This is a genomic window from Geminocystis sp. GBBB08 (assembly GCF_016743215.1).
GTDB lineage: Bacteria > Cyanobacteriota > Cyanobacteriia > Cyanobacteriales > Cyanobacteriaceae > Geminocystis.
Genome location: NZ_VRZC01000173.1, coordinates 1 through 7,821, shown reverse-complemented (window position 1 = coordinate 7,821; position 7,821 = coordinate 1). Strand labels below are relative to the sequence as shown.

Below are 7,821 nucleotides of genomic sequence, written 5' to 3'. Positions count from 1 at the left end.
GTTATCATTAATATCATTAAAATTAAGCCAATTATCATTACTCTTAATGCACCTAATTGAGAGTCATTTATAATATCTGAATTGCTAAAAATAAATCTGGTTAATGAGTCATATCCCCAGAAAATTATTGAGCCTAAAATTACTCCTGCATTATTTCCAGAACCACCTAAAATAACGATAATCCAAGCATTAAAAGTTAATAATGGTTCAAAACTAGAGGGATAAATAGTCGTTAATTGCCATGTATAAAAAGCCCCGGCAATTCCTGCGATCGCTCCACCTAACATAAAGGATTGTAGCTTATAAAAAAAGACATTTTTACCTAATGCTTTGGGAATTTCTTCGTCTTCTCGAATAGCTTTTAATACTCTACCCCAAGGAGAATGAACAAGCAAATCTAAACTATAATAAACTATTGCTAAAGCTATTAAAATTAATAACATTAAACCTGCTTTATAACTATAATTATATAAGGCAACTGTACCATTAATATAGACAATTAAAATAAAAATAAAAGCTAAACTACCAGATAAATAAATAGTAAAAACACTGGAAGGTTGATAACTTTTTCCTTTGATTTGTTGCCTTAATCGTAATTGTTGACGAATATTTTTCCATAATTGCCATAAAACAAAAATACCTAAAATACTTAATACCCCAATCATCATCATTTTACCTAAAGGATTGGGTTGAAACTTTCCCAAAGGTAATGGATAACTTTGTATCCCAAATGTACCTTTTGTTAACCATTGTTCATTTTGCACGATTAAACGGATTAATTCTGATACTCCAATAGTGACGATCGCTAAATAATCTTCTCGTAACTTTAAGGAAGTCAAGCCGATTAATAATCCTAAAAAAGAGGCAAAAATAGCACCAATTATCACAGAATAAAATAAAGGGAATCCTTTTTCTGCCAATAAGACAGTAGTATAAGCTCCCACAGTCATAAAGGCTACATGACCAAAATTAATTAATCCGGTGAATCCCCATTGTAAATTTAAACCTAAAGCGAATAAACCATAAAGACTGGCGGAAATTGTCAAAAAAACTAGATATTCAACCATGTTTTACCTCAAAATAGCAAAAACAATTATTTATAATAACTTGAGTAGTTCAGAAACATCATAACGGGGGATGACCACTTTCTGTTCAAATTGGGTTAAATTTTCTTTGATTTTTCCATAATTCGCAGTTATTTAAAAGTTGGTAATTAACTAACCAAATTACTTGAATATCTTAATTTTGTGAGACTTTATCAGTATCTGTTGGTATATTTTCTTTCTGCAACAAATCTATTACCAATTAACAATTACTGATGGAAACTCCCCTTATTTTTTTTGTGTGAAGGTAAACATTGAGTTAGGCGGATTTTATTCATTTTTAAAAACTCCCCGAGTAGGATTCGAACCTACGACCAATCGGTTAACAGCCGACCGCTCTACCACTGAGCTATCGAGGATTGCTCACATCTAATTATTGTAGCAAAGATTTTTGAAAAAAGCAAGAGTAAAAACAAAATTTTTTTTGTCTAAAACGAAAATTTTTTGGCATTTCGATCTATGCTAGAGATAATCAGTTTTAAGGTTGCCTATGTTAACCGAGCATCGTTCTGTTTCTTTATCTTATATTTCTACTAATTTAGAAATTCTTGTTCATTTAGATGCCATTGCTACTGTCTATCAAAGAAATGATGGTAAATTTCATGTGGTGTTAAATAATATAGATTTTGGTGTGGAAGTAGATGGCAGAAAAGAAATATTACTTAATCAGAGTCATCAAAATAGTAAAAACTTACTTTGGCTAGAAATATCACCTTATCGAGTAATCATGACTCAACAAAATACCAATAATGTCAACTATCGTCATTTTTGGGAAAGGGGAGTTTACGGTAAAAGTCGTTATTGGATTAATGGTGATGGTGCTGAGAATAATCAACAAAATTATCTTCACTTGCGTAATTTTACTCGTAGTTTAACCTTAGTTAATCAATCTAATCCTCAATCTTTAAGGATAGAATATGAGTTATGGAGTAGTAATCTCAATCTTGGTAATTATATTCTACATTTAGAAATTAACTAAAATCAAATAAAACTTATAACTTAAAAGCAAATAAAAGTAATTCTTAATCAAAGGAAGGAGTATCAATTTTTACCTGTCAAATTAATCTTTCTGCCTCCTGCCTTTTTAAATTTCAGTCAAAAAGTAAGTGTTATACGTTGTCATACTAAATTCCCAACGATAAAAACCATAAAAACTCTTCTCTCTTCCCTACCCTACAGCGCTTTTCCAATGAATAAACCACATTTTTTATCTCTCGCAACCCTCCTTTATCCTCCCCTAATAAGAGAGACAGCTTTCGTAGTCAAGGAGAATGCACGGAGGGTGGTTTAAAGAAATGAAAACTGCCGTAACTAAAAGACTTTTTCAGCAGACTCTAAATAAGAACAAATAACACTAAAATAGTATTGATTATATAAAATACTCCCACAATTTGGGTTTCTGACCAACCGCTTAATTCTAAATGATGATGAATTGGTGCCATTTTGAATAACCTTTTTCCTTTACCTTCGGCATCTTTGGTGGCTTTATAATAGCTAACTTGAGCGATTACTGATAAAGATTCCAGGAAAAATAATAAACTAATAATAAATAACGCCCATAAATTGTGACTTAAAATACCCACTGCTGCTAAACTGGCACCTAATGCTAATGAGCCTGTATCACCCATAAATACAGAAGCCTTATGACGATTATGAATTACAAATCCTAAACAACCACCGCTAATGGCAAGACAAAACGCCAATAAATCAGGGTGATTTTCCCCTGCTAAAATTCCTAAACCTAAAAAGGCGATGGCACAAGTGCCTCCAGCTAAACCATCAACTCCATCGGTTAAGTTAGTAGCATTGCTTTCGGCTACCATGACAAAACTTGCTAAAAACCAAAAGAAGAAACCTAAAGGTAAAACAAGATTCAAAGGTAACTTAATGTTAGTGATAGAAGTGGATTGAGAAAAATATATCCAAACACAGAAAAGTATAGAGAAACCTATCTGTAAAATTAATTTTTGTTTTGGGGTTAAACCAAGATTCGTTTTTTTGCGTAAAATTTGCCAGTCATCCACCCAACCGATAAAGCCATAGCCAAGGGTAACTAATGCTACTGCTATTACTTCAGGCGTAAAACCTCCCATGATTAAACCAAAAATCACAGCCGTTGGAATAAAGAAAATTCCCCCCATGGTGGGAGTACCAGCTTTTTTTAGATGACTTTGAGGACCGTCTTCTTGTATAATCTGAGAGGCTTTTATTTTTTGTAAAATAGGTACAACTACATAACCTAAAGCACCACAGGCAATAGTTGATAAAAGTAAAGGCAAAATTTGATTAAGAGTTAAAAAACCGAAAGCGATAATAGTTAACATTGCCCCTAAAAATATTAATAATACCCATCCGGTAGGGTTTATCAGTCTATTTAACGATATATAATTGCTTTTCATTTGATTACCTGTAATTTCTAATTCCTCATTCCTGATTCCTCATTTCTCATTATCTTAACTGTCAACTGTCAACTGTCAACTGTCAATTATTTTTTGATATTTGCTGATAAATATCCCATGCTTTGAAAAAATTTCCTTGCATCAATGCACTAATACCTTTTAAATATTGAAACTCAATCATCTCTGGTTTTAAGGTTAATGCTGGTTGTAAAGCTTTTTCTCCTTCTTTTCCCCTCCAATCATACAGATATAAAAAAGTTAGATAACCATGATTGAAAGCATTTTCAGGATTTTTTTCGACTAATTTATGGGCAGTGGCGATCGCCTCATTAACTTTTTGTTGTAAGACTTGAGACAGAAGTAAAGTGTATAAATAATCTAAATTATCTTCAGTTTGTAGTCGATATTGCATTACTTTTTCTGTGACTTTGAGATAGTCTTGAGTAGGATCATATTGGTTAATTCTGCCAATATTTGAGAAAATAGGATCTAAACCTTTAATTCCCTGAGATAAGTTAGGTGCTAATTTGCCAATTTGAGAAACTAAATCTAATTCCCTATTAGAGGAAATTAAGTCGGCATTTTTATTAAGAGTAATTTTAAGATTAGGAGAAAAAATAGGGTAACTTTCTCCAGTGTCGATGTTGAGATAAGTTGCTTGTAAAATATAGTCACCATCAGGTAAATTTTCATCAACAAACATAACCGTATTTTCCACTACTTGAAAATCTTGATTGAATTTTCCTACGGTTAAATTACCTGAGTGTAGATTTCCCATAGCAATACGATGATCATGAGTCCACTTTTTTTCATTTTCTAAAGATTGCCAATTTAAAATTACGATGGCATTTTCTAAATTATCCCATGATCCTGACCATTTATAAGTAAACGGAATAGATTGCCCTTGTTTTACATTTTCAGGCACAATTACTTCCTCTAGTTTAATATTACTATTGCTAGTATTGAGGGGGATAACTTCATTATAAGGCAACAGACGATGATATAATTTTAATTCACTTTCATCGGGTAATGACCATTGTTTTACTAATCCAAAATCACCATTATTTTCTACTAATTCTACCGTAGTTTTTTGAGCATCAGGAATCGAACCTTGATAACCAGTTTTGGTTAAAAACCAGTCTAAAGAATTAACGTCTCTCAAGACAAATTTTTCTTGCACTCCAACTTGTCTGCCAAATACTTTAAAACTAGGAATTGAACCAAAAAAACTGATATTATGTTGATTTATTTCGGGAGTAGAAGGCAAAACGCCGATATTAGATTTTAAATAAGGAGTAATATTAATAGCAGTAGAAATAACTTCTGGAGTTGCCCATTTTGTTGACATATAAGGAAAATTTTGCATTTTTGGACTAAGTTTATTGGTTAGGAAGTCACCTCCTAAAGGAAATAAGTTAAACAACATTAAAATTAAGGCTAATAATAGGGTAAATAATTTTAAAAATTTAGAGCCAACAGCTTGATAACTATAAATTAATGCCGAGATAATTAAAACTAAAACTGGTAATAATGGCAAAATATAACGAGCATCTTTATTGATGTTTAATGATGATAATAAATAACCACCGACTAAAAACATTGCTAACCAAATACTTATTAAAGAAGTTAAAGAATAGTTACCATTTTTTACATTTAGTTGATTTTGATAAAAGTTATGTTGAATAAAAGCAGAAATTTTGTTAGGTTTAGCTGATTTATTGGTTAAATATTTAATAGCTAGATAAATTAAGCAAATAAGAGGAATAATGAATAAATGCCATGATAATAAATAGGGTAAAACTTTACCGTAAAAAGTCCATGCTTGTAATGTGTTTAAAGGAGGATCACCTTCGAGTATAGCAGAGTCAATAGTTGCCCTTTTTCCAGAGGTAAAAATTAAAAGCCAATTAGTGCGATACCAAGGAAAAAAGATTAAAGTTGCAATAATAAAACTGGTGATTAATTGAGTTAATTTATCCCATTTTTTATAGATGAATAGAGAGATAAAGGCAAAACAAATGGGTAAAAAAAGGAAGAAAGCAAAGGTTTGTTTTAACATTATCCCTAAGCCAAAAGAAATTCCTGACAAAATAGCTAACCACCATGAAAATTTCGTTTTAGTAAAATACCAATAACTAAAACAAGTAAAACTAAAAGTCACGATGGAGGTGAGGGGATAATCTAATAAAAATTCGAGCCGGTAATAATATAAGGCGGGAATTAATTGTATTAAGGACCAGGCAAATAAAGCAATTTTTGCGTTAAAAAATAATATTCCCAAATAAGATATTGAGATTAATAGAATAAGACTAAATAATGATAAAACTAAGTTACCATGATCTACACTGGCACCTAAAGTTAAGAAAAAAGGTGCGGTAAAAATGTACATTAAAGGAGGTATTTTATTTGATAATAACCAAAATTCTCGCCACCATGAAGCATCAAAAAAATGAGGAGTTTTCAGTGCTTCTTTATATACCATTACCCCATTAAGATATTCAGAAGGGTCCCAAGATGGTATTCTATGATCTAAACTAAACCAAATGCGATCGACAATCAAGCCGAAACCCCAAATAAAAAATAGAGATAAAATAATGAATTTATTGGATAATGTATCTGATGATGAAGTACTATTTTTGAGCATTTTTTTTAAAAGCATTGTTTTATGAATAATGTCAACGTTTATAATTTTTTGAGGACTAATTTTTGCTTTTGTGCTAATAATTTAGCAATGGCTTCTGAGATGAATGTAATTAATTGAAGAGGAAAAAGTTGTAAAAATTCTTCATTAGTAATTTTATTATCAAAAAAAAGATAACATTTAGGTTGATAGAGAATAATTTTAGAAAAGGTTAGATATTTAACAACAAAAGTAGTAAAAATATTTTGTTTTAAGGGATACTCAAAAAAATTTGGGCATTCTGATTCTAGTAACATTAAAGTTTCATTTTCAATCTTATCAGTGGGAGTATAAAAATTGAATAATGGCAAAAAATCAGTTAATGAGGAATGTTTAGATTCAATATTACTATGTATCCCAAATAAAAAAGATAAAGATATTTCAGGATAAAAGCGCAGACAAATTGCTTCTAAAAGAGAAAGACTAACTAATTTAGCTTTTAAAAAAAGTCGGATAATTTTTAAATTATATTCTGTTGAATTAATTAATCCTTGAAAAATTTTCTCAGAAGGCTGATTGTTATAACGATGATAGATAAATTTAGGGGATAAATAATCTAAAAATTGAAGAGTATTCCCTAAGGCAATTCGATACTCTTTAATAGTATATTTTTTTGTGTCTCTTAAACAACGATTAGTTTCTGGTAATAATAGCCATGTATTGTTAATAAAATCCATAACATTATTAGAAGCAAAACCACTAACATCCAAATTTGCCATTATAACAGCTTGGGTAATAGTATTAATAATATCTTGATCTTGTAAACCTAAGTTAAATTGATTATTGACTCTTTCTAAACGTTTTTTTAATAGTAAAGTTATGTCGGTAATTTCACCATCAATGTGTCGAAAAGGAATAGTTAATTCTATTAAAGTAACTATTTGAGTTAGTAAAGATAAAGGTAGAATTGACTCTAAAACTTTTGCCCCTACTAAAGCACTTAAAAATTCATTTTTTCCATTATATTTAGATAAATTTTGTCCTAATTTTACCGAAAAAATATTTAACACTATTTGAAAAGAGTTATCTTGATAGTTTAAACTTTTTTTAATGAATAAGTGATTATTATTTTCATTAATAAAAGGTGTTAAATAAGGAGTTAAATTAAAAGGAATTTTTTCATCAACTTGTAAGTAAACTAAATCATGAAATAATCCAGCTAAAGTTATTAAAGGATAATCTGAATGAGTATTAGATACCATTAAAATGTGTTTGAAATTATGAAAATAACGAGAATTTTGTGTCATTCCTGCTATTATTAACTCAGAAATCTCACGAATTTTGTCATCAGTAACCAAAAAACCTAATTTAGTAATGGCATTATTTAGTATTTGATGACACTGAGACAAATAATCGTTTTGATTCATGAGTTTTAGCTACTCTGTAATGAGTAATTATGAATAAATGGATAAAAAATATTAAGAGTTTTTTTCAATTTTATCTTAACCTGAGAAAAAACTTCTCTTATCTCCCTGATAAACTTATTACACTTGTTTCCGGTTTTCGCCTATGGGAATAACCAAATCTCTTTATCTCCCTTAAAAGATGGAAGCAATAGTAACAAAAATTGGTTTGATTATGAATTTTTCTTCTATAGCTAAACTAGGAAAGCATCTAGGTTTACTGGTGAGGGTAGCGG

Annotated in this window: 5 protein-coding genes and 1 tRNA gene; 1 reads left to right on the top strand and 5 read right to left on the bottom strand. The window is 30.2% G+C overall.

The features are described from left to right. Together FWJ34_RS16490 and FWJ34_RS16485 are read right to left on the bottom strand one after the other, a co-directional pair. On the bottom strand, positions 1-1,067 hold a 1,067-nt coding region (locus tag FWJ34_RS16490), incomplete at its 3' end, for a branched-chain amino acid ABC transporter permease (RefSeq protein ID WP_308256438.1). 323 nt (positions 1,068-1,390) lie between these two features. After that, positions 1,391-1,462 (bottom strand) — tRNA-Asn (locus FWJ34_RS16485). 131 nt (positions 1,463-1,593) lie between these two features. Here FWJ34_RS16485 and FWJ34_RS16480 point away from each other — a divergent pair. Beyond that, positions 1,594-2,082: a hypothetical protein gene (locus tag FWJ34_RS16480; RefSeq protein WP_308256437.1), complete on the top strand. Its 489-nt coding sequence runs from the start codon at positions 1,594-1,596 to the stop codon at positions 2,080-2,082. 355 nt (positions 2,083-2,437) lie between these two features. Here FWJ34_RS16480 and mraY read toward each other — a convergent pair whose 3' ends face one another. From mraY to FWJ34_RS16465, 3 genes are all read right to left on the bottom strand, one after another. After that, positions 2,438-3,502 carry a phospho-N-acetylmuramoyl-pentapeptide-transferase gene (gene mraY / locus FWJ34_RS16475; RefSeq protein ID WP_308256436.1) on the bottom strand — a complete coding sequence of 355 codons (1,065 nt, stop codon included), beginning with the start codon at positions 3,500-3,502 and terminating at the stop codon, positions 2,438-2,440. 82 nt (positions 3,503-3,584) lie between these two features. Next, entirely contained in the window at positions 3,585-6,161 is a 2,577-nt protein-coding gene (locus FWJ34_RS16470) for a glycosyltransferase family 39 protein (RefSeq protein ID WP_308256435.1), read from the bottom strand. A gap of 23 nt (positions 6,162-6,184) precedes the next feature. Continuing rightward, positions 6,185-7,549, bottom strand: a complete 1,365-nt coding sequence (locus FWJ34_RS16465; protein WP_308256434.1) for a hypothetical protein — start codon at positions 7,547-7,549, stop codon at positions 6,185-6,187. Positions 7,550-7,821: the final 272 nt, after the last annotated feature.

Excerpts from the sequence above, each read along its gene's own strand:
- FWJ34_RS16480 (WP_308256437.1), top strand. The coding sequence starts at position 1,594 with ATGTTAACCGAGCATCGTTCTGTTTCTTTATCTTATATTTCTACTAAT.
- FWJ34_RS16465 (WP_308256434.1), bottom strand. The coding sequence starts at position 7,549 with ATGAATCAAAACGATTATTTGTCTCAGTGTCATCAAATACTAAATAAT.
- FWJ34_RS16470 (WP_308256435.1), bottom strand. The coding sequence starts at position 6,161 with ATGCTTTTAAAAAAAATGCTCAAAAATAGTACTTCATCATCAGATACA.
- mraY (WP_308256436.1), bottom strand. The coding sequence starts at position 3,502 with ATGAAAAGCAATTATATATCGTTAAATAGACTGATAAACCCTACCGGA.